The organism is Ornithinibacillus contaminans (genome assembly GCF_001038425.2).
Classification (GTDB): Bacteria; Bacillota; Bacilli; order Bacillales; family Amphibacillaceae; genus Ornithinibacillus; species Ornithinibacillus contaminans.
This window is the reverse complement of the sequence record NZ_LDPV02000037.1, coordinates 1-21,565: the sequence shown is the minus strand read 5'-3', so window position 1 is coordinate 21,565 and position 21,565 is coordinate 1. Positions and strand designations below refer to the sequence as shown.

The following is a 21,565-nucleotide window of genomic DNA, read 5'->3' as shown; positions in this document are numbered from 1 at the left end:
TCTAGATATAAGAGAAACGAATACGAGTTTTTCTAAGGTTAGTTTTGCTTAAAAAGTGACATAAGTAACCAAATAAAAAATTTTTTAAAAAATTGTGCAAAAGATATAGCAATTTATTTCGGAAACCGTTATATTAGTAGTTACGTGAAAGAAAATCACTTCATGGGGGAGGGTTAATTGTGGATACATTTAGAAAATTAAAACAATTTTATTGGCCTTATAAAAAGTATTTCTTTACCTCTTTACTATTTTTGTTTTTTGTGACGGTCATTACAGTTGTGTATCCGATTATTTTACAAATAACAATTGATGATGTTGTAGCAGAAGAGAGATATGAATTAATACCTTGGATATCCACTATTTTTGTTATTCTAATGGTTATTAAGGGTATTGCAACGTTTTATCATCAGTACTTAGGAGAATTATTTGGGGTAACAGCTGTGTATCATGTACGTGACGCATTGTATAAGAAGCTTCAGATATTATCCTTTAAACATTATGATAATGCCAAAACAGGCGACATTATGTCACGACTAACATCAGATGTAGAAGGATTTCGTTTCTTCTTATCATTTGGGTTTGCTGAATTACTACGTATTGTTCTTCTTATTGGAATCAGTTTAAGTGTAATGTTTTATTACTCGGTGCCACTTGCACTTGTAACAATGGCGGCGATGCCATTTCTTGTAATTGTTGTTATGCGTTTTGAAAAGCGGGCACATCCTGCATTTCGAGGTATTCGTCAATCATTCGGGAAATTGAATACTAGAGTGCAAGAGAATATTAGCGGAATGCAGACTGTAAAATCATTGTCCCGTGAAGACTTTGAGATAGGTAGATTCTCATCTAGTAATGATGATTATCGTCAAAATTATGTAAAAACATCTGAAATATGGGCGAAGTTCTTTCCATTAATGGAATTTATCGGTAATGTCTGTGCGGTTTCACTTTTAGCATTTGGTGGGTATCTCGTAATTAATGGGGACCTAACATCTGGTGAACTTGTAGCCTTCTTTAGTTTAGTTTGGTATATCATGGGGCCACTTATGAACGTGGGTTATGTTATTAACCAATTCTCACAGGCTAAGGCATCAGGTGAGCGTTTAAGAGAAATCCTAGAGGCAAAAGAAGATATTGTTGTAAAAGAAAATGCAATTGATACACCGATTAAAGGTCATGTAACATTCAAAGATGTGACGTTAACGTATACAGAGGATGATGATTCTGCATTGAAGCACATTACTTTCGATGCTCCTCCTGGTAAAACGATTGGACTAATAGGTGCCACTGGATCTGGTAAAACGAGTATTACACAGCTCATCACACGCTTTTACGAGCCAGAAGCTGGGGAAGTATTGGTTGATGGAAGACCTGTAGCAGACTACGATTTGAAAAATTTACGTAATCACATTGGATTTGTTTTACAAGAGTCATTCCTATTCTCAACAACCATACGGGAAAACATTGCATACGGTAATCCAGATGCAACAGATGAACAGATTATTGATGCTGCAAAACGTGCTCAAGCACATGATTTTATCATGGAGATGCCAAATGGCTATGATACATTACTAGGTGAAAGAGGTATGGGGCTTTCGGGTGGACAGAAGCAGCGTATTGCAATCGCCCGAGCAATCTGTATCGATCCTAGTATTCTCGTATTGGATGATGCAACATCTGCGGTAGATATGGAAACGGAATTTGAGATACAAAAGGCATTAAAGGAAGTTATGCGAGGACGTACTTCATTTATTATCGCCCATCGTATTTCATCCTTGAAGCATGCGGATGAAATATTAGTGTTAGAAGATGGTGAAGTAGTCGAACGTGGAACACATGACGAATTACTGAAAAACAATGGTGTCTACGAACGAATCTATAAGATACAATATCAGGATCATGATGTCATCATGAAAGCTGTGAATTAGGGGGGGAGAGTGAGCGATGGCTAAGACTGAAGAAAAAAACAAACGTCATTTAAAACGTTTCTACTATACTGTTGATCAAGCAATTGAAAAGCCTTTTAACTGGAAGCAGATTTGGCGCTTACTAGTCTATTTAAAACCCTATACAAAAACGTATTTGTTAGGGGCAATCTTAGCAATGGTTGTATCAACTGCAATTCGATTACTTATACCAATATTAATTGGTAAAGCAGCCATTGATATGGCGATTAAAAATGAAAATACAACACAATTAATCTATCTAGTAATTATTATTGCGGTATTGTATTTACTAAGTTATATAGCAAACTATTTCCGGATTAAATGGGTTAATATTTTAGGGCAAAATGTCATTTATGATTTAAGGCAACATCTATTTACCCATGTACAAGGACTTTCCCACCGATTCTTTGATTCTAGGTCGGCTGGATCTATCTTAGTACGCATTATGAATGATACCAACTCCTTACAAGAGTTATTCTCAAACGGTATTATTAACTTATTAATGGATATTGCGACACTGATTGGTATTGTGACGATTCTATTCACGCTAAGTCCTAAATTGGCATTAGCTGTAATGATTGTATTACCATTAATGTTCTATGTGACTAGTGTCCTAAGAAGAAGGATTCGTCGCTCCTGGCAGGATGTTCGTATCCAGCAGTCTCGGATGAATTCACATTTGAATGAAAGTATTCAAGGAATTCGGATTACACAGTCCTTCACACAAGAAAAAGAAAACACGGAATTCTTCGATGGGCTTAATACGGATACTTTCAAAGCATGGCTAAATGCAACGAAGAAGAGTGCGATGTTTCGACCATTCGTTGAGATGAGTAATGCAGTTGGAACCGTAATTTTAATTGTTTACGGTGCACATTTAATCATCTTAACACCAGAAAATGGTGGAATTCTTTTAGGGACATTTGTCTCGTTTGCCTTTTACTTAGGAATGTTCTGGGATCCAATTTCACGCTTGGGTCAAATGTATAATCAGTTGTTAGTGGCAATGGCGTCTTCTGAACGTATCTTTGAATATTTGGATGAAACACCGAATGTTGATGAAGTAGAAAATGCTTATGAATTTGATGAAATGAAAGGTCATATCGAATTTGATCGTGTTCAATTCTCCTATGATGAGGAGCGAATTGCGCTACATGAAATTTCACTGGAGATGAAGGCAGGACAGACGATTGCCTTAGTTGGTCATACTGGAAGCGGTAAATCAACAATTGCCAACCTAATTAGCAGGTTCTATGATCCAACAAAAGGAATCGTAAAAATAGATGGTCATAATTTACGCGAAGCATCATTAAGTAGCTTACGAAAGCATATTAGTGTTGTTTTACAAGATACATTTATTTTTTCAGGAACGATTATGGAAAATATTCGCTTCGGACGACCAGGTGCGACAGATGAAGAGGTTATGGCTGCAGCTAAAGAAGTTGGTGCGGATGATTTTATTCAGCGGTTGGCGAATGGCTATCAAACAGAGGTAGAGGAGAGAGGGAATATCCTATCGGCTGGTGAGCGTCAGCTGTTATCCTTTGCACGTGCATTACTAGCTAATCCAAGTATCATTATTTTGGATGAAGCAACAGCAAGTATTGATACCGAAACAGAAGTTAAGATACAAGCTGCACTCCGCCGATTATTAAAAGATAGAACAGCGATTATTATCGCGCATAGACTATCGACGATTCGTGAGGCAGATAATATCTTTGTATTAGAACATGGTAAAGTACTAGAGAATGGAAACCATGAGGAATTAATGGCGTTAAAAGGAGAATACTATGGTTTGGTACGCTCCCAATTTCAAATGTTAGATGCTATCTAATGAGAAGAAAGAGGCAATTTCGTTTACATAGAAATTGCTTCTTTTTCTATCTCTTGATAAAGTTATAGGTATAAGCGTTAGACGTAATAGAGTATTCTGTCTGGAGGAACTAAGTATGAAAAAAGAATTTGCAGTCATTGGCTTGGGCAGATTTGGTGGGAGTATATGCCAGGAATTAAGCAGGGAGGGTATGGAAGTAATAGCGATGGATAAAAACGAAGAACGTGTTAATCAGTTTAAAAACATCGCATCCCATGCTGTAATTGGAGATTCAACAGATGAGACCACATTAAAGGAACTAGGTATTAAAAACATTGATCATGTTATCGTAGCGATTGGTGATAATATACAAGCAAGTATTTTAACAACGGTAGTTTTAGTAGAGCTTGGCGTGAAGAAAATAACGGTTAAAGCACAAAATGACTATCATGCTAAGATTCTTGATAAAATTGGAGCACATCAAGTTGTTCATCCAGAACGTGATATGGGAAGAAGAATTGCCCATAGTATCATTTCTAATAATATCGTCGATTACCTTGAGTTGTCAGATGATCATAGTATTGTCGAGGTAAAGGCAGGCAATAAGATGATTGGAAAGTCCATTATCGAATTGGATATTCGTGCACGATATGGCTGTACAGTTGTTGCTATCAAACAAGGAAAGCATATTAATGTATCACCGACACCAGATGATATTCTAACACCAAATGATATTTTGGTCGTGGTTGGTGCGGATAAGGATATTGCTCGTTTTGAAAAACAATTAGTGATAGATGATTAACAATTTACAAAATGAATAAGGATGCCAATCTAATTGGCATCCTTATTTTTTGTGTTATAACTTATACTTCCATGATAATTGGTAGAATCATTGGTCTACGTTTCGTTTTCTCATACAAGAATGGTGCAATGGTATCTGTAATTTCATTCTTAATTTCAGACCATTGAGTTGTTTTGCGCTCCATTACTTTGTTTAAATGAGAGGAAACAAGCTTCTGTGCCTCATTAATCATATCCTCAGACTCTCTCATGTATACAAAACCACGTGAGATGATATCAGGACCGGCGGCTATTTTGAATTCCTTCATGTTAATGCTTACGACTACAATAACTAATCCTTCTTCAGAAAGAATGCGACGATCACGTAAGACGATATTACCGATATCACCGATTCCACTTCCGTCTACATAAACAGAACCAGAAGGAATTTTACCAGCGACTTGGGCAGTATCCTTGCTAAGTGCAAGTACGTCTCCATTGTCCATTACAAAGGAATCTTCTAAAGGAACACCACACATCTCAGCTAGTTTTGTATGTTCTACTAGCATGCGATACTCACCATGAATTGGCATGAAGTACTTAGGCTGAATTAAACGTAACATCAGTTTTTGTTCTTCTTGGCTACCATGACCAGAAGTGTGAATATCATTTAGTTTCCCATGAATGACTTCAGCTCCTGCGCGATATAGCATGTTGATTGTTCTGCTTACACTAATTGTATTCCCCGGGATTGGTGAGGAAGAAAATACAACAGTATCTCCAGGAATAATCTGAATCTGACGATGAGTACCGTTTGCGATACGAGATAATGCAGCCATAGGCTCACCTTGTGAACCAGTACAAAGAATGGTTACTTCCTGAGCTGGAAGACGGTTTATATCATTAGCATCAATAAACGTATCCTTAGGTGCTTGGATATACCCTAATTCTTGTCCTAAATTGATTGCATTTTCCATGCTACGACCAAATACAGCTACTTTACGATTGTGTTTGACCGCTGCTTCAACGACTTGTTGTAAACGATAAATATTGGATGCAAAGGTAGCAAAAATAATACGTCCATCTACTCGACCGAAAATTTCATTGATACTAGAACCAACAACTTTTTCAGACATTGTAAAGCCTGGGACCTCACTATTTGTACTATCAGATAGAAGGCAAAGCACGCCCTCCTTACCGATTTCAGCCATTTTTGCTATGTTTGCAGGATCACCTACTGGAGTAAAGTCGAACTTAAAGTCACCAGTGTGTACAATATTTCCAGGAGGTGTTTTAACAACAATACCATAGGAATCAGGAATACTATGTGTTGTACGGAAAAAGCTTACAGATGTTTTACGGAATTTAATGACATCATCTTCTTGGATGATATTTAATTTAGCATTTCTTAATAAACCATGTTCTTCTAATTTGTTTCGAATTAAGCCAATCGCTAGCTTACCTGCATAAATCGGTATATTTACCTCACGCAGTAAATAAGGAATTCCACCAATATGGTCTTCGTGACCATGTGTTACAATTAAACCTTTAATTTTCTCTTGGTTTTGCACTAGATACGTATAATCTGGAATAACGTAATCAATTCCAAGTAGTTCATCTTCTGGGAACTTGATCCCTGCATCGATAAGAATAATTTCATCCTGGAATTGCACCGCATAGGTGTTCTTTCCGATTTCGCCAAGTCCACCTAGGGCAAATACCGCCGCTTGATCGTTTTTTACAAATTTCATCTAGACAGTCTCCAATTGAAAAGCTTCAGATTGCTTTTCATATTCTAAATGTGCTCCATCTAGTGGTTGGATGAATTCAATATTATAGTTGCGATCGCTTAATTTTTGTCTTACTTCTTTTTGGGAATCAGCCTCAATATAAAGGCTTTGTGTACGCTCACGTACAGGTACTTCATAAGATGAAGTCTGATAAATTACTTTGTAAATCATGTTATCTCTCCTGTCTCTCTCTACAAAAACTTTATTTTTTAGTATTCATTTTGCCATGATAAGAAATGCCAACAACTACATATTAGCGTAACGCTTTCTATGTAACTTATCCTCAGTCTAGGTTTCGTCCACACTGAAGATAGAGTTGATTTCATTATTTTAAAACAAGTGCTTCATTAACGTCTATCGTACATAATTACTAAATTCCGTTTTTCCGTAACAATCCGTATTCCTTACAATAAATTCCTTGCAACACGTAACAAAAAAGGCAGGTAAAATATGTGTTAGATTTATCATTATCGGTAGATAGGCTTTTATTTATACCCTGCCTAAATCTATTGCTTATTCTTTTAAAGTTGTAGGTACACGTCCTTGGCCTAAAAAATCTTTCCAACGCTTCTTTAGCTTTTCTTTTAGGCGACGTAACATAAGGACATACACTCCTTTCCCTAGATTAAAGAAAAGCATCAAAAGTTTCTACCGTCCAATCCCTCTTAACTATAGTATAGTATGGATTTAGGAATTTTGAAATAAAAATGACGAATTTATTCTAAAAAATTTCTGTACAGTTAAACACATAGCCTATAACGATTACTAAAAATGATACATTGAAAAGCTTTCAAAACGTTAGAACGGTGCCAAAGTATAATTCTTTAGTGATATTTTTCTCTAATCATGTAAATCTATGCATAAGAAGCTACTTCGGGAGTCGTTGTATGCTGAGCTTTTCGAACAATCTACCAAAATAAAACAGACCAGAATAAATGTAAATGGAATACCTAAAAAGCAAAAAGACACAAATCTCTATGTAAGATTGTGTCTTGGTGTACGCGTTTTATCTCAACCAATACGTTTATTCTAGCCTCGATAAGTTATTCAATGGGTTTTGCGTTTTCAGGAATGGCGAATGGATTTTCTTTGTTGATGTGGTCATAAAACATCACACCGTTTAAATGGTCAATTTCATGTTGTAATACAATAGCAGCATAATCCTTTAAGCGAAGTTTTAGTTCATTCCCGCTTAAGTCAGTAGCCTTAATGGTAATCCTAGCATATCTTGGGACAAAGCCTTCCACAACTCTATCAACGGATAGACAACCTTCGCCAACTGTTAAGTAGGCTTTTTCAACAGAATGACTGACGATTTTAGGATTAATCAGGCCATGGCTATACAGGTTTCCATTTCCATCCTCGAAATGTACAGCAATCATTCGTTTATTAATTCCTAGCTGTGGAGCTGCAAGTCCAACTCCAGGTCTAAGATCATACTTTGCACAAACCTGTTCGTCTTGACTATTCTTTAAAAATTGAAGCATATCCTTTAGCAGTGTTATTTCTTCTTCTGTTGGAGGAATTTGTACTTCGTTAGCTACCTCTCTTAAGGAAGGGTGTCCTTCCCGAACGACATCGTCCATTGTTAACATAATCTTCACTCCGTCTCTATATGTATGTGTTTTATATTATTCCACTCAGAAATTATATGTGCAATCAATTAAATAGTTTATCATATATTTCATCTAGTAGGCATAATTTTACTATAGACAACTTGATAATTTGTAAATCCAACACGGTAATTTTATGCTATACTAATATACAGTTTACAACTATTAGAAACTGCAGCATGGATAGAGGGGGAAGTTTATCTTGAAGCTTAATAAGATTTGGTTACTCATCATTATGATCATTCCATTGATAGTAGCGGGCTGTGGAGATACACCAGAGTCACAAATTTACAATCAGCTGGAGGAAGCAGTTCAATTGGAAGAAGGCTTTCAACAGCAGCAAGAAGCAATAACACAGTTAGAAACAAAGGAACATGACCTATACAATCAAATCATTGAACTTGGAATTGATGAGTTCGATAAGATTAAAGATTTAGCACAGCAAGCCCTGACATCGATTGAGGAACGCACTGAAAAGATTAAGATGGAAAAAGAGAGCTTAGCTACATCACGAGAAGCGTTTACCAAAGTGGAATCATTCGTTCAAGACATCAAGGATACAGAAGTGAAAGAAAAGGCAGAGAAATTGTACGACACTATGATAAGTCGATACGATGCATATGATAAGCTGAATAAAGCTTATAATGAATCACTATCACTTGAAAAACAATTATACGAAATGCTTCAATTAGAGGATTTAGATCAAGCAGCTTTACAAGAACAGATTGAGAAAATAAATGTCAAATACCAAGAAATCATAAAAGCCAATGAGGAATTTAATAGCTTCACAAATGAGTATAATGAACTGAAAAAAGGTTTTTATGAACAAGCTAATATCAATGTGAAATATGTAGAAAACAACACAAAATAATAATCCTAAATAGGTTCGTATCAAACCTAACGAGAAATCGTTAGGTTTTTTTGTTTGTTTGAAAGATTTATGATACAGACGCGAAATGAAACTATAACAGAATTCAGTTATTGTGGTCGTTTCATGATTTGCTAAGCTAAATAGAGAATCAAATAATATAAAAACATTAATCAAAGTAGTTGACCGAATGGGTAATTATAGCTACACTTTAATTGTAATAAGAATTGTACCAGTCATTTTTGCGAACAATATATAACAGTTTGTGTCTGTTTTTTACATATCGTTTTGCTAGATGAAAAACCATACACAAATAAGAGCAAATCGGTACAGATTTTCCTTTTTTTTGGGAAGGATAGTAAAGATAATCTAACAAGGATACATGAAAGGAAGAGGTGAACTATTTTGAAACACGTTTTAGAGAGTGTTGAAAGTCAGTTCGAAATGTTCCAGATTCTGAATGAAGATGGAAAAGTTGTAGCTAAGGATGACATGCCTGCATTGTCAGACGAGGAATTAAAAGAACTAATGAGAAGAATGGTATATACACGTATTCTTGATCAACGTTCGATCGCATTAAATCGTCAAGGTCGTCTTGGCTTCTATGCACCAACTGCTGGTCAAGAGGCGTCTCAACTTGGTAGTCATTTTGCCCTAGAAAAAGAAGATTTCATTTTACCTGGATATCGTGACGTTCCACAGTTAATTTGGCACGGTTTACCACTTTATCAAGCATTTCTATTCTCAAAAGGACATTTCCATGGAAATCAAATGCCAGAAGTGAATGCATTACCACCACAAATTATTATCGGTGCGCAATATGTTCAAGCTGCTGGTGTTGGACTTGGACTTAAAATGCGTGGTAAAAAAGCAGTTGCAATTACCTACACTGGTGACGGTGGTACTTCACAGGGTGATTTCTATGAAGGTATGAACTTTGCTGGTGCATATGCAGCTAATAATATCTTCATCGTTCAAAATAACGGATTTGCTATCTCTGTACCTCGTGATAAGCAAACTGCAGCGAAGACTTTAGCACAAAAAGCTATTGCAGCTGGTATTGAAGGAATTCAAGTAGATGGTATGGACGTATTAGCAGTATATGCTGCTACTAAATATGCTCGTGAGCGTGCTATTGAAGGTAAAGGTCCAATGCTTATTGAAACAATTACTTATCGTTATGGTCCTCATACAATGGCTGGTGACGATCCAACACGTTATCGTTCAGCAGACCTTGACACAGAGTGGGAGAAAAAGGACCCATTAGTACGTTTCCGTAAATTCTTGGAAGGTAAGAAATTATGGTCTGAGGAAGAGGAAAACAAAGTAATCGAACAAGCAAAAGAAGATATTAAAGAAGCTATTAAAAAAGCAGACCAATATCCAAAACAAAAAGTAACTGATTTTATTTCTAATATGTTTGAAACACTTCCAAGTAACTTAGTAGAGCAATTGGAAGAGTACAAAGCAAAGGAGTCGAAGTAAACGATGGCACAAATGACAATGATTCAAGCAATCACTGATGCACTACGCGTAGAATTAAAGAATGATGAAAACGTGTTAGTCTTTGGTGAAGATGTCGGCCAAAACGGTGGTGTATTCCGTGCAACGGAAGGCCTTCAAAAAGAATTTGGGGAAGATCGTGTATTTGATACACCATTAGCTGAATCTGGAATTGGTGGTCTTGCAATCGGTCTTGCATTACAAGGATACCGTCCTGTACCTGAAATTCAGTTCTTCGGCTTTGTATATGAAGTAATTGATTCCATTAGTGGTCAAATGGCACGTATGCGTCATCGTTCTGGTGGAACGCAAAATGCACCAATTACTGTTCGTTCACCATTCGGTGGTGGGGTACACACACCAGAATTACACGCTGATTCATTAGAAGGCTTAATGGCTCAACAGCCTGGATTAAAAGTAGTTATTCCTTCTACACCTTATGATGCAAAAGGACTTTTAATTTCAGCTATTCGTGACAATGACCCAGTTATATATTTAGAGCATATGAAACTATATCGTTCTTTCCGTGGTGAAGTTCCAGAAGGTGAATACACCATTGAATTAGGTAAAGCAGACGTAAAACGTGAAGGAAAAGATGTAACAATTGTAACGTATGGTGCAATGGTTCATGCTTCATTAAAAGCTGCTGAAGAACTAGAGAAGACCGGAGTAGATGTTGAAGTTATTGACTTACGTACTGTATCACCAATTGATATTGATACGATTTTAGCGTCGGTTCAAAAAACAAATCGTGTCGTTGTTGTTCAAGAAGCGCAACGTCAAGCTGGTATTGCAGCTAACATTGCAGCAGAAATCCAAGAAAGAGCAATATTAGATCTTGAAGCTCCTGTATTACGTGTTACAGCACCTGATACGGTATACCCATTCTCTGAAGCAGAAGAAGTATGGTTACCAAATTATAATGACATCATTGAAAAAGTAAACACTGTAATGAATTTCTAATAGAATAGGAGGCTATTTAAATGGCTTTTGAATTTAAATTACCGGATATTGGTGAAGGAATCCATGAGGGAGAAATCGTTTCATGGATGGTTAAAGAAGGCGACACAGTAAAAGAAGATGACATTCTTTGTGAAGTACAAAATGATAAAGCAGTAGTAGAAATCCCTTCTCCAGTTGAGGGAACTGTTAAAAAGATTTATGTAGAAGAAGGAACAGTAGCAATTGTTGGTGATACACTTATTTCCTTTGATGCTGAGGGGTACGAGGATGCAGGTAGTGACCAAGCAGAAGAAGTGAAAGAAGAAGCGAAATCAGAAGCACCGCAAGCACAAGCTGCAGCACCACAAGCTGATGTAGCAGTTGATGATAACAAACGCGTTATTGCAATGCCATCTGTTCGTAAATATGCACGTGATAACAATGTTAATATTAAACAAGTTACAGGTTCTGGAAGTAATGGCCGTGTGACAAAAGAAGATATTGATAGCTTCTTAAATGGTGGTGCACCAGCTGCACAAGCTACAGAAGCTCCGGCTGCTGAGAAAGCTGCTCCTGCAGCAAAAGCTCCAGTATTAGAAGGTAGCTATCCTGAAACTCGTGAGAAAATGACTCCGATCCGTAAAGCAATTGCTAAAGCAATGGTTAATTCGAAGTCTAAAGCACCTCACGTTACATTAATGGATGAAGTAGATGTTACAGCATTAGTAGCACATCGCAAGAAATTCAAGCAAACTGCAATTGATCAAGGTATTAAATTAACATATCTACCATATGTAGTAAAAGCAATTGTTTCTGCATTGAAGAACTATCCAATTTTAAATGCTTCTATTGATGATGCAACAGAAGAAATCGTACAGAAGCATTACTATAATATTGGTATTGCAGCAGATACTGATAAAGGTCTACTAGTACCAGTTGTTAAAAATGCAGACCGCAAATCAATCTTCACGATTTCTGCAGAAATTAATGAATTGGCAGATAAAGCTAGAAATGGTAAACTAGCACCAGATGAGATGAAAGGTGCTTCAAGTACAATTTCTAACATTGGTTCTGCTGGTGGTCAATGGTTTACACCAGTTATTAACTACCCAGAAGCAGCAATTTTAGGAATTGGTCGTATTGCTGAGAAACCAATCGTACGTGACGGAGAAGTAGTTATTGCTCCAGTACTTGCGGTTTCATTGAGCTTTGACCACCGTATTGTTGATGGCGCTACTGCTCAAATGGCCCTAAATCAAATCAAACGTTTATTAAATGATCCACAATTAATCATGATGGAGGCGTAAGGATTATGGTAGTAGGAGATTTTCCAATTGAATTAGACACTTTAGTTGTCGGTGCTGGACCTGGGGGATATGTAGCTGCAATTCGTGCTGCACAATTAGGTCAAAAGGTAACAATCGTTGATAAAGGTTCTCTTGGAGGAGTTTGCTTAAATGTTGGTTGTATTCCTTCAAAAGCATTAATTGAAGCAGGACATTCTGTTGAGCATGCTCACGGTAACGAAGAGTTAGGTATTAAAACTGGAAAAGTAACAGTTGACTTTACAAAAGTACAAGAATGGAAAGCTTCTGTTGTAAATAAATTAACTTCAGGTGTTGAAGGCCTATTAAAAGGAAATAAAGTTGACATCGTAAATGGTGAAGTTTATTTCGTTGATAAAAATACAGTTAAAGTAATGGATGAGAAGACATCTCAAACATACACATTCAAAAATTGTATTATTGCAACTGGTTCATCACCAATTGAAATTCCAACGTTCAAGTTCTCTGATCGTGTCCTAGATTCTACTGCAGCATTAGCTTTAAAAGAAGTTCCTAAGAAATTAGTAGTAATCGGTACAGGATTTATCGGTGCAGAATTAGGTACAGCATACGCTAACTTCGGTACGGAAGTTACCTTCTTAGAAGGTGCGAAAGATATCCTAGGCGGATTTGAAAAGCAAATGACACAGCTTGTGAAGAAGCGTCTTAAGAATAAAGGTGCAACTATTGTCACTGAAGCTATGGCTAAAGGTGTGGAAGAAACTAAAGATGGCGTAAAAGTTACGTATGAAGTTGGCGGAAAAGAAGAAACAGTAGAAGCTGATTATGTATTAGTAACAGTTGGTCGTCGTCCAAACACTAGTGAAATCGGTCTTGAGCAAGTAGGAATTGTATTAGGCGAAAGAGGTCTAATTAAAGTGGATAAGCAATGTCGTACGAATGTAGAAAATATCTACGCAATCGGTGATATTGTTCCTGGTATTCCACTTGCACATAAAGCTTCTTATGAAGGTAAAGTAGCTGCAGAAGCAATCAGCGGCGAAAAATCTGAAGTGGACTACATTGGTATGCCGGCGGTAGCATTTGTTGAGCCTGAGCTTGCAACAGTTGGTTTAACAGAAGCAGAAGCGAAGGAACAAGGCTACAATGTAAAAGTAGCTAAATTCCCATTCGGTGCAAATGGTCGTGCATTATCCCTAAACAATACTGATGGCTTCTTAAAATTAGTTACACGTAAAGAAGACGGTCTAATTCTAGGTGGTCAAATCGCTGGTCCAAATGCAAGTGATATGATTTCTGAAATTGGCTTAGCAGTTGAAGCTGGAATGACAGCTGAAGATATTGCGTTGACAATCCATGCTCATCCAACATTAGGTGAGATTACAATGGAAGCAGCGGAAGTAGCTTTAGGAACTCCAATTCACATGCTATAAGAATAGAAATAAAGCGATTAGTGTATGGTTACCATACATTAATCGCTTTTTTTAATGTTTAGGAAACTACAACATGCAGTAACTGAGTAACTTTAGTAGTCGCAAAACTCAGTCGAGTCCATTCATCGCAGCGCAGGGCTTTGCGTTATGTTATTGGATTAAATCCTCTAGTTGCTTTACCATATCTTGACTAGTTTGAATTCCTGACAGCTTTTTAATTGTAGTACCATTTTCTTGGACAATTAGTATAGGAAAAGTTGTGGAATCCATTTCTGTATCACTATCGATCGTTTTTTTGGATATGGTTGGATTTTGGAACTCTTGTGGATATTTTGCTTTTAACTCAAGTATTTGATTCAAATACATATTGGTACTTTCTAAAGTGTAAAGCATGATTTTATAATCTTTTTGTTCAAATGAAATTATTTGTACTTCATCCTTTTGCTCATTGATACAACCACTACACATTATAATTACTACCAAAAAACTACTGTATAGGAAGTATTTTTTAATAACCATCACCTACTGGATAACGAATTGTATTAATGCTTATTCTACCAAATTACAGCAGTAGTTTTGAGGTTGTTACTAAACTGTTATCATAGTGAAATGGATTTGTACCATAATACATCATTTTGGAAAATAACGAGTGCTTAGGTTTTCCTACGTTGTTCCATTTCCTTTACCTCTTGCTTGAAGGATTTCAATAGAGATAGAACAACTAGTAACATGATAATTGTAAAAGGAAATGCTGCGATAATTGATGCAGTTTGCAATGCATTTAATCCGCCTTGCCACAACAAAACTGCTGCTGCGCTAGATTGAATAATACCCCAAACTAATTTGACGGAATTAGGTGGTTCTAACCTTCCTCCCGTAGTCTGCATTCCTAATACAAAGGTTGCTGAATCAGCTGATGTAATAAAAAACGTGCTAATTAATAGAATACCAATAACCGACATGACAGCACCTAATGGGAAATTTTCCAGGACAGCAAATAAAGCAGTCTCTTCTCCGGAATTATTAACATAACTAATTATATCCTTGCCACCAAAATACTCTAAATGAATGGCAGATCCACCAAAAACAGAAAACCATAAAGCACCAAAAATAGTAGGTACTAATAATACCCCTAAAACAAATTCGCGGATAGTTCTCCCGCGTGATACTCGTGCGATAAAAGTACCAACAAATGGTGCCCAGGCTATCCACCATGCCCAGTAAAAGATTGTCCAGCCTTTGACCCATTCAGTATTGTCCTCGTTAAATGGGGTCAAACGAAAGCTCATGGATGGTAAGTTTTGAATATAGTTTCCAAATGAAGTCGTAAAGAAATCTAATATGAATGTTGTTGGTCCTAAAAATAGCAAAAATAGCATTAATGCAATTGCCAATACAATATTGGAGTTACTTAAGTATTTAATGCCCTTATTTAATCCAGTTGAAGCGGATAACATGTACAATACGGTAACAATAATAATCAAAATTAGTTGTAACAAAAAGGTTTGGTCAATTCCAAAGACAAAAGCTAATCCACCACTAATTTGTATGGCACCAAACCCTAGTGAGGTCGCAACACCAAAAACAGTAGCAAATACGACTATAAAGTCCACAAGTGTACCCCATACATGTTTTCCTCGTTCACCAAATAGCGGAACGAGTATACCGCTAACTAATCCAGTAGAGTGCTTTCGGAATTTAAAGTAGGCTAGCGCTAAAGCAATCGTCGCATATATAGCCCAAGGATGAAATCCCCAGTGAAAGAAACTGAATTGCATTGCTGTCTTTGCTGCATCACTTGTACCAGGCTCACCATAAGGCGGGGTATGGAAATGAGAAAGCGGCTCAGCAGCCCCCCAAAATACTAATCCAATTCCCATTCCAGCACTAAACAACATCGCAAACCATGTGATGTAGGAATATTCCGGTTTATCATTTGGTCTCCCTAATTTAATACCGCCGTATTTAGAAAAGATTAGATATAGGGAAAAAATCAAGAAAAGCGTTGCGCTAATCAAATAAAACCAGCCAAAACGATCTACGATAAAGCTTTGAATCGAATTCGTTACTGTCTCAAGATTTCCGTTCGGTAGGACCTTATCTGGTATGACCCCCCAAATTATAAATAAAATGCTAACAATAACAGAGATATAAAATACATTGGTAACTTTATTCATCGTTTCGATCCTTTCCGTGTAACAGATTATTCTGTGAAAAGTACATCGTACTCCTGATTAAGCAAGTGAAAATTTCCAGGGTACAGTTCTTACTATTACCAACTATTTTAATTACTATTTCACATTTTTTTGGAATTACTAATAATGTGGTTGTCTTCCTTTTCATCGTCCTTTACACTTGAATGGAGAGAAGTCTTATAACATCAGGAGGGGAAAGGCATGAAGTTACTATTACCATTGATTTCGCTGTTTTTCATGCTGTCTTTAGTTGCATGCAATACTTCGGAACAACCGGATGACACACAAAAAGGCTCGATAGATACAGAAGAGCAAAAAAGTGAATCCACAGATGAAGCAGAAGGTTCTACGCCAGAAAATAATTCCGACACAGACGAATTAAAAGAAGAAACAGAGGAGCAAGAAGCTCCTAAGTACCAGGTTTCCGAAAATTGGTCTATCGTTCCATTGGAAGAAGGCACAAATGAAAAGGTAGTATTACTAACGATTGACGATGCACCAGATAAACATGCATTAGAAATGGCGCAGACTTTATCCGAATTAGATGCAGGAGCAATTTTCTTTGTGAATGGGCACTTTCTTGATACACCAGAGGAACAGAAGGTATTAAAGCAAATTTATGAAATGGGTTTTCTAATTGGAAATCATACCTATTCCCATCCATACCTTCCGAATCTTACAGAACAAGAACAAAAGGATGAAATTATTCAATTGAATGATACGGTCGAGCAAATAATTGGTACCCGTCCAGCGTTTTTTAGAGCTCCAAATGGTGCGAACACGGACTACACGAAGCAAATTGCTAAAGAGGAGAATATGGTATTGATGAATTGGTCCTATGGCTATGACTGGGAAACAGACTATCGTACGAAGGAAGCAATTGTCGACATCATGTTAACAAGTCCTTATTTAGGAAATGGCTCAAATTTATTAATGCATGATCGAGAGTGGACAGCACAAGGGCTACGCGATATTGTAATTGGATTACGTGAACAAGGATATGAAATATTGAATCCCCATCAAATTAAAACAGAAAAATAAAATGTGAAAAATGGGGCTTTACATCAATGTGTTATTCTAATAGTGGTAAAAAAATAATATATAACATACTATATAATAAATATGTTATACCATTAATGTGTTAAGGGAGATGAACAAATGGGAACCATTGTTTGTCAGCAGTGCCAACAAATCATTGACCATTATGAAAATAACAAGGTAGTTGTTCTGTATGGAACATGTCCTACTTGTAAAGCCGGTACGAAGAAGTAACATGTTAAGATAGAAAAAGCGGAATAATTTAACACTAAAAAAGTTGCATGGTGATGCAGCTTTTTTTCTTGGGTACATTTCCTTGAACGTGATAGGATAAAGATATATACGTTTCAATTGGAGGAGAAAGTATGGTCTGGAAAACGAAATTAACAGAATTACTTGCTATCGAATATCCAATAATACAAGGAGGTCTTGCTTATTTGGCTTATGCTGATTTAGCCGCCGCCGTCTCAAATGCAGGTGCTTTGGGCCAAATTACTGCGATGAGCTTGGAAGGTCCGGAGGCCTTACGAAATCAAATAAGACGAGTGCGAGAACTTACCGATAAACCATTCGGTGTAAATTTTGCTATCGGTCAACATGGCCGACCCTATGAACAGATGGTTGAAGTAGCAATCGAGGAGAGTGTTCCGGTCTTATCCGTTACAGGTGGAAATCCCAAAGGCGTAATCGATATGGTCAAAGGTCATGAAATTAAAACGTTGGTTTTAGTTGCCGCAAAACGTCAAGCACAAAAAGCAGAGGAACTAGGTGCTGATGCGGTAATTGTCGTTGGGCAAGAGGGTGGCGGCCATCTAGGGAGAGCTGATACTGGAACAATGGTTTTAACTCCGCAAGTGGTGGATAGTGTGTCTGTGCCAGTAGTGGCATCAGGAGGAATTGTCGACGGAAGAGGCCTAATGGCTGCATTAGCACTTGGCGCAGAAGGTGTAGAAATGGGAACACGATTTATCGCAACCAAGGAATGTGTGGACGCCCACCCGGTGTATAAACAAGCTATTCTAAATGCCGATGAACATGCGACAGTTGTTATTAAACGTTCTCTAGGAACACCTGGACGAGCGTTACGCAATGAATGGACAGATCAAATATTGGCATTAGAATCTAAGGAAGTAGGCTATGATGGGTTGAAGTCGTACATAAGTGGGCAAGCGAATAGGAATTATATTCACAACGGAAAGATAGCGGAAGGCTTTGGCTGGGCGGGTCAGGGAGTAGCAAGCATTACTTCGATTCCTTCCGTTCAAGAATTAATGGATGGTATAATACAAGAAGCGGAAGCAATTAAAAACAAATGGAAATAGAGGTGGATTAAGGGATGAATTACCATTACCCTTTTGATACTAGTTGGAGCAAACAGGAAATTATTGATGTCGTTCAATTTTTTTCGTTGATCGAGAAGGCATATGAAAAAGGAATTGACCGGGATATATTACTGGCAGGCTACCGAAAGTTCAAGCATATAGTACCGTCTAAAAGCGAGGAAAAAAAATACTTTGCTGAATTTGAGAAGGATTCGGGTTATTCAAGTTTTCATGTGCTAAAACAAGCGAAAGAATCAGATAAATCGATAGTGAAAATGAAGTAAGTGGTTGACAGAAATAGTATTTATGGAAAGATAAAATCCCGAAAATTAGTGTATGGACCTATTTCGGGATTTTGTTTGTAGTTATTTCAAACACAGGAAAGGTATCTGTTTATCGATTCTTACGTTGTCGCTGTTTCGTTTATTTAGCTTGTAAGGCCATTTGATAAAATGGTATTAGCGCATCATAGGTTGTTTTAATTGTTTTCACTAATGAATCGCCATTACTAACGACAGAATCACTAGGAGAGAGTTGTTTTCCAATTAGGAATTCAGCTTTTTTAACATCGCGGAAACGTTCTACATGTCCTTTTTCTAATTCGCTAATGGAGATTGCGTCCTTTTTCATATGATCCATGGAAATGACAAAATCACTTGGTAATTGTTTTAACTTCGTATAGTTTGAAAGAAATCTTTTGGCAATGTCACTTTTGTGGTCTAATTCATAAATACATGCCAGCCAAATAAAGAGGTGGTCATCGAATAATCCGACTTGAAAATGTGGGTGCTTCTTATAACCACGCTTATCATGAGCGATTGCTAACCATGTATCGTTTGGAGGATTTACCGTTCTTCTGGCATGCTTTGCAATATGCAAATATACTTCATTTCCTAACTGACTGGATAGGTAGTCAACTAGTTCCTGACCAATCTCCCGAAACTTTGGCTGAATTCGTGTTTGAATCGCTTCCATTCTTGCTTCTAATCCATCTATTTGAAATACGTCGAAATCTTTTTGTACGAAACCTATATTACTCATGTGCATATCAACCCTTCTGTTAATCTATAGATTATAGTAATTATTATGAACAAATTAATTTAAACAAGTCAAGCCATATCCCTTAACCATCTAACAACAAAAGCGAACGAAATTGATAAAAAGCTCATATATATAAAGAAAACGAGAGAAAATATAGTAACACTAATACTTGAAATAATTCGTATTTCTATCCGCTTATCATGATTTAGCTTGTATGAAAGGGTGTGGAACGGTTGAAATATATACTTGAGGAAGTAAGAAAGCAAGAAGAAAAAGAACGACTACCAGTCATTCGTTTGGAAATTGATTATGAATTATTAACGTTATATGATGCCATGCAAGTCGAAGATAACGTACAAATGATTAAATCGAAGCAAAAACTAAAGCAATTACGCAAGCAACTACTTGATTTATTGGATTAATAGTTCACTACCTCAATTGGGATCCTACTGTAAGTAAGGAGTTCCTTTGGGGGATTTTTTTGTACATAACGAAAATTTCATAATATATGACGGGTATGGTACAATCTGATACTATTGTAGTAATCAGATTGTAATGGAGGCTTTATGATGGATAAATTACTACGTGATGAATTATACCAGCAGGCAAGGAATTGGATCTTAGAAGCGGGTAGTACGATTCGCAATAAAATAAATGATCCACTTGACGTATCGACGAAATCCAATCCAAATGATCTCGTTACTTCCATGGATAAAAATACCGAAAAATATTTTGTGGAAAAAATTAAGACAACTTATCCAGATCATCTTTTATTATCTGAAGAAGGATTTGGAGATGATATTCGGTCATTAGATGGTATAGTCTGGATTATAGATCCTATTGACGGTACGATGAATTTTGTACAACAAAAACGAAACTTTGCTATTTCTATTGGTATTTATCATAATGGTATCGGCGAAATAGGGTTAATTTATAATGTGATGGATGATATCCTTTATCATGCAAAAAGGGGAGAGGGAGCATTCCGTGATGAGGTTAAATTAGCCCCCCTTAAAAAGGGACAAGTCTTAGAAGAGTCGGTCATTGGCTTAAATCATTTATGGTTATGCCAAAACCGTTTGGTTCAGGAACAGTCTATGCAGTCTCTTGTGAAGACCGTACGTGGTACAAGAACATATGGATCTGCTGCATTAGAATTTGCGTATGTGGCAGAGGGGATAGTAGAAGCTTACATAACGATGAGTTTAGCGCCATGGGATATAGCAGCAGGTATAATTCTAGTTAATGAAGTTGGAGGTATTACAACAGATATTGATGGCAACCAATTAAATATGGTTGATAAAAATCCTGTATTGACATGTCATCCGGATATTCATCAGCGTATTGTAGCAGAATTTATACAAAAAGGAAGAAAGTGACTCAAGCTTGAACTGCCCCCTGTCAAGTAGACAGGTAAAAAAACAAATTTTTTGTGCCATGTATGAATTCCATGCATGGCTTTTCTTATGCTGGAATTCTTAGCCCCATCTTCAACGTCACGCGCTTTGTATTATAAAATTCAATATAAGCCTCAATATCTTTTTCTAATTCTTCAAATGTGTTATAAGTGGTTAATCGATACATCTCTTCCTTGATGATCCCCCAAAAATTCTCCATTGGACCGTTATCAATACATCTACCAACACGTGACATGCTCTGGATAATTTTGTGTTCTTCCACAAAGTTTTTAAATCCATGGGAGGTGTATTGAAAGCCACGATCACTATGAAATAATGTCTTCATTGGAATAATCGTATCTTTAATCTGAGTGACCGTATCACGTACTAAGGCATTGTTATTATGTCGTGATAATTTATAGGCTACAATTTTATTTTCACCATAATCCAAGATGGCACTTAAATATGCTTTCGAATGAACTCCGTACTTGAATTCAGTGACATCTGTTAATAATACTTCCATCGCGTTATAGTCGGCTTGGAATTTTCTATTTAAAACATTTTCAGCTATATGTTGCGGTTTATGTGGCTTATAGGT

General features: G+C 36.8%; 21 protein-coding genes. 14 read left to right on the top strand and 7 right to left on the bottom strand.

Going from position 1 to position 21,565, the window contains the following annotated elements; translation table 11 throughout:
• Nucleotides 1-179 precede the first annotated feature (179 nt).
• The 3 genes from JF53_RS09850 to JF53_RS09840 all read left to right on the top strand — a co-directional run bounded on the left by JF53_RS09850 (nt 180) and on the right by JF53_RS09840 (nt 4,561).
• Entirely contained in the window at nt 180-1,928 is a 1,749-nt protein-coding gene (locus JF53_RS09850) for an ABC transporter ATP-binding protein (RefSeq protein ID WP_047982157.1), read from the top strand.
• 16 nt (nt 1,929-1,944) lie between these two features.
• Entirely contained in the window at nt 1,945-3,780 is a 1,836-nt protein-coding gene (locus tag JF53_RS09845; RefSeq protein WP_047982156.1) for an ABC transporter ATP-binding protein, read from the top strand.
• A 115-nt stretch (nt 3,781-3,895) separates the two neighbouring features.
• Nucleotides 3,896-4,561, top strand: a complete 666-nt coding sequence (locus tag JF53_RS09840; protein WP_047982155.1) for a potassium channel family protein — start codon at nt 3,896-3,898, stop codon at nt 4,559-4,561.
• A gap of 61 nt (nt 4,562-4,622) precedes the next feature.
• Here the strand turns inward: JF53_RS09840 and rnjA are convergent, their stop codons facing one another.
• From rnjA to def, 3 genes are all read right to left on the bottom strand, one after another.
• On the bottom strand, nt 4,623-6,290 hold the full coding sequence (rnjA, locus tag JF53_RS09835; RefSeq protein ID WP_047982154.1) for a ribonuclease J1: 1,668 nt from the start codon (nt 6,288-6,290) through the stop codon (nt 4,623-4,625).
• Nucleotides 6,291-6,500 (bottom strand): DNA-dependent RNA polymerase subunit epsilon, encoded by a 210-nt coding sequence (locus tag JF53_RS09830; RefSeq protein ID WP_047982153.1) that lies wholly within the window; start codon nt 6,498-6,500, stop codon nt 6,291-6,293. It lies immediately after the preceding gene.
• A gap of 872 nt (nt 6,501-7,372) precedes the next feature.
• On the bottom strand, nt 7,373-7,924 hold the full coding sequence (def, locus tag JF53_RS09825) for a peptide deformylase (protein WP_047982152.1): 552 nt from the start codon (nt 7,922-7,924) through the stop codon (nt 7,373-7,375).
• A 220-nt stretch (nt 7,925-8,144) separates the two neighbouring features.
• Between def and JF53_RS09820 the strand changes: the two genes are divergently transcribed.
• The 5 genes from JF53_RS09820 to lpdA all read left to right on the top strand — a co-directional run bounded on the left by JF53_RS09820 (nt 8,145) and on the right by lpdA (nt 13,974).
• Nucleotides 8,145-8,813, top strand: a complete 669-nt coding sequence (locus JF53_RS09820; RefSeq protein WP_083443602.1) for a YkyA family protein — start codon at nt 8,145-8,147, stop codon at nt 8,811-8,813.
• Between the two features lie 441 nt (nt 8,814-9,254).
• A complete protein-coding gene (gene pdhA / locus JF53_RS09815) occupies nt 9,255-10,295 on the top strand; it encodes a pyruvate dehydrogenase (acetyl-transferring) E1 component subunit alpha (RefSeq protein WP_201777903.1) in 1,041 nt (346 codons plus the stop codon).
• A gap of 3 nt (nt 10,296-10,298) precedes the next feature.
• Complete coding sequence (locus JF53_RS09810) at nt 10,299-11,276, top strand: alpha-ketoacid dehydrogenase subunit beta (protein ID WP_047982150.1); 978 nt, start codon at nt 10,299-10,301, stop codon at nt 11,274-11,276.
• Between the two features lie 20 nt (nt 11,277-11,296).
• Nucleotides 11,297-12,562: a dihydrolipoamide acetyltransferase family protein gene (locus tag JF53_RS09805; protein WP_047982149.1), complete on the top strand. Its 1,266-nt coding sequence runs from the start codon at nt 11,297-11,299 to the stop codon at nt 12,560-12,562.
• Between the two features lie 5 nt (nt 12,563-12,567).
• Nucleotides 12,568-13,974, top strand: a complete 1,407-nt coding sequence (lpdA, locus tag JF53_RS09800) for a dihydrolipoyl dehydrogenase (protein WP_047982148.1) — start codon at nt 12,568-12,570, stop codon at nt 13,972-13,974.
• A gap of 150 nt (nt 13,975-14,124) precedes the next feature.
• On the opposite strand, the gene JF53_RS09795 is transcribed toward lpdA, so the two are convergent.
• Complete coding sequence (locus tag JF53_RS09795; RefSeq protein ID WP_047982147.1) at nt 14,125-14,442, bottom strand: hypothetical protein; 318 nt, start codon at nt 14,440-14,442, stop codon at nt 14,125-14,127.
• Between the two features lie 185 nt (nt 14,443-14,627).
• Nucleotides 14,628-16,151: a glycine betaine uptake BCCT transporter gene (locus JF53_RS09790; protein ID WP_047982146.1), complete on the bottom strand. Its 1,524-nt coding sequence runs from the start codon at nt 16,149-16,151 to the stop codon at nt 14,628-14,630.
• A gap of 219 nt (nt 16,152-16,370) precedes the next feature.
• On the opposite strand from JF53_RS09790, the gene JF53_RS09785 reads away from it, so the two are divergent.
• The 4 genes from JF53_RS09785 (at nt 16,371) to JF53_RS09775 (ending at nt 18,813) form a co-directional block, all read left to right on the top strand.
• Complete coding sequence (locus JF53_RS09785) at nt 16,371-17,210, top strand: polysaccharide deacetylase family protein (RefSeq protein WP_047982145.1); 840 nt, start codon at nt 16,371-16,373, stop codon at nt 17,208-17,210.
• Nucleotides 17,211-17,327: 117 nt separating this feature from the next.
• Nucleotides 17,328-17,441 carry a GapA-binding peptide SR1P gene (locus JF53_RS17255; RefSeq protein ID WP_083443601.1) on the top strand — a complete coding sequence of 38 codons (114 nt, stop codon included), beginning with the start codon at nt 17,328-17,330 and terminating at the stop codon, nt 17,439-17,441.
• A 131-nt stretch (nt 17,442-17,572) separates the two neighbouring features.
• The gene (locus JF53_RS09780; protein WP_047982144.1) at nt 17,573-18,529 is read left to right on the top strand and encodes an NAD(P)H-dependent flavin oxidoreductase; all 957 of its coding nucleotides are present in this window, start codon (nt 17,573-17,575) and stop codon (nt 18,527-18,529) included.
• A gap of 14 nt (nt 18,530-18,543) precedes the next feature.
• Nucleotides 18,544-18,813, top strand: coding sequence for a UPF0223 family protein (locus JF53_RS09775; RefSeq protein ID WP_047982143.1), 270 nt, complete (start codon nt 18,544-18,546; stop codon nt 18,811-18,813).
• A gap of 139 nt (nt 18,814-18,952) precedes the next feature.
• On the opposite strand, the gene JF53_RS09770 is transcribed toward JF53_RS09775, so the two are convergent.
• Entirely contained in the window at nt 18,953-19,570 is a 618-nt protein-coding gene (locus tag JF53_RS09770; protein ID WP_047982537.1) for a YktB family protein, read from the bottom strand.
• Between the two features lie 224 nt (nt 19,571-19,794).
• Between JF53_RS09770 and JF53_RS09765 the strand changes: the two genes are divergently transcribed.
• Entirely contained in the window at nt 19,795-19,992 is a 198-nt protein-coding gene (locus tag JF53_RS09765) for a hypothetical protein (RefSeq protein WP_330218284.1), read from the top strand.
• Between the two features lie 147 nt (nt 19,993-20,139).
• Nucleotides 20,140-20,949: an inositol monophosphatase family protein gene (locus JF53_RS09760; RefSeq protein ID WP_047982141.1), complete on the top strand. Its 810-nt coding sequence runs from the start codon at nt 20,140-20,142 to the stop codon at nt 20,947-20,949.
• Nucleotides 20,950-21,034: 85 nt separating this feature from the next.
• Here JF53_RS09760 and JF53_RS09755 read toward each other — a convergent pair.
• Nucleotides 21,035-21,565 (bottom strand): IS3 family transposase (locus JF53_RS09755; RefSeq protein ID WP_047982126.1); only part of this gene is annotated, 531 nt, incomplete at its 5' end.

Excerpts from the sequence above, each read along its gene's own strand:
- JF53_RS09810 (WP_047982150.1), top strand. The coding sequence starts at position 10,299 with ATGGCACAAATGACAATGATTCAAGCAATCACTGATGCACTACGCGTA.
- rnjA (WP_047982154.1), bottom strand. The coding sequence starts at position 6,290 with ATGAAATTTGTAAAAAACGATCAAGCGGCGGTATTTGCCCTAGGTGGA.
- JF53_RS09760 (WP_047982141.1), top strand. The coding sequence starts at position 20,140 with ATGGATAAATTACTACGTGATGAATTATACCAGCAGGCAAGGAATTGG.
- JF53_RS09795 (WP_047982147.1), bottom strand. The coding sequence starts at position 14,442 with ATGTGTAGTGGTTGTATCAATGAGCAAAAGGATGAAGTACAAATAATT.
- JF53_RS09845 (WP_047982156.1), top strand. The coding sequence starts at position 1,945 with ATGGCTAAGACTGAAGAAAAAAACAAACGTCATTTAAAACGTTTCTAC.
- JF53_RS09840 (WP_047982155.1), top strand. The coding sequence starts at position 3,896 with ATGAAAAAAGAATTTGCAGTCATTGGCTTGGGCAGATTTGGTGGGAGT.
- lpdA (WP_047982148.1), top strand. The coding sequence starts at position 12,568 with ATGGTAGTAGGAGATTTTCCAATTGAATTAGACACTTTAGTTGTCGGT.
- pdhA (WP_201777903.1), top strand. The coding sequence starts at position 9,255 with ATGTTCCAGATTCTGAATGAAGATGGAAAAGTTGTAGCTAAGGATGAC.
- JF53_RS09785 (WP_047982145.1), top strand. The coding sequence starts at position 16,371 with ATGAAGTTACTATTACCATTGATTTCGCTGTTTTTCATGCTGTCTTTA.
- JF53_RS09790 (WP_047982146.1), bottom strand. The coding sequence starts at position 16,151 with ATGAATAAAGTTACCAATGTATTTTATATCTCTGTTATTGTTAGCATT.
- JF53_RS09830 (WP_047982153.1), bottom strand. The coding sequence starts at position 6,500 with ATGATTTACAAAGTAATTTATCAGACTTCATCTTATGAAGTACCTGTA.
- def (WP_047982152.1), bottom strand. The coding sequence starts at position 7,924 with ATGTTAACAATGGACGATGTCGTTCGGGAAGGACACCCTTCCTTAAGA.
- JF53_RS09770 (WP_047982537.1), bottom strand. The coding sequence starts at position 19,570 with ATGAGTAATATAGGTTTCGTACAAAAAGATTTCGACGTATTTCAAATA.
- JF53_RS09805 (WP_047982149.1), top strand. The coding sequence starts at position 11,297 with ATGGCTTTTGAATTTAAATTACCGGATATTGGTGAAGGAATCCATGAG.
- JF53_RS17255 (WP_083443601.1), top strand. The coding sequence starts at position 17,328 with ATGGGAACCATTGTTTGTCAGCAGTGCCAACAAATCATTGACCATTAT.
- JF53_RS09780 (WP_047982144.1), top strand. The coding sequence starts at position 17,573 with ATGGTCTGGAAAACGAAATTAACAGAATTACTTGCTATCGAATATCCA.
- JF53_RS09775 (WP_047982143.1), top strand. The coding sequence starts at position 18,544 with ATGAATTACCATTACCCTTTTGATACTAGTTGGAGCAAACAGGAAATT.